Origin of the sequence: Leptospira yasudae (assembly GCF_003545925.1) — a bacterium.
GTDB classification, from domain to species: Bacteria; Spirochaetota; Leptospiria; order Leptospirales; family Leptospiraceae; genus Leptospira; species Leptospira yasudae.
The window spans coordinates 1-543 of record NZ_QHCU01000024.1 but is presented as its reverse complement, the minus strand read 5'-3'; the positions used below and the strand labels follow the sequence as shown (position 1 = coordinate 543).

Annotated in this window: 1 protein-coding gene; it reads right to left on the bottom strand. The window is 47.7% G+C overall.

Annotation, left to right across the window (positions count from 1 at the left end; translation table 11 throughout):
* Positions 1-543, bottom strand: a 543-nt coding sequence (locus tag DLM76_RS21630) for a hypothetical protein (RefSeq protein WP_158586415.1), incomplete at both ends; no start/stop codon positions are given.

The following is a 543-nucleotide window of genomic DNA, read 5'->3' as shown; positions in this document are numbered from 1 at the left end:
CGTCCCTATATCCCTCATACAATTCCGCGTTATTCTGAGCCGCTAAATCGTGAACCTGAACGTTCCCTTGAAAGTAAATATTGTTTTCGGCGTAAGTTTCGGTATAAGTCCAGAAAATACCGGCCCATCCCGCCCAGTAAAGACCGTCCACCGTCCAAAAAGATTCCCCGCTCGTCCGATACGATCCGCCAAGTCTCAGATAGGGTGTGCCTAAATCGGAATTAAAATGATGAATAATCGTTAATAAGTCGGAAGTTGAATCTGCCACCAAATCCACATTGCCAACGTCGCTCACCACCAAATTAGGATTTCCTAATGAACTGCTCAAACGCGACATCAAAGCCGCATGGTTCGCTGCCGTAGGACTGTCGATATAGTTTCTCGCATCGATCGCAAGAGGATTACTCCAGCCTCCGCTCGCAAAACTCGACGATAACTGAAAGCTATGAATGGAACTGTTCGGATCTCCATACGTCCAAATATCATACTCCGCATCCCGATACCCTTGCGCGGTCGTAGTCGCATACGTTTGCTGCTCTTCCA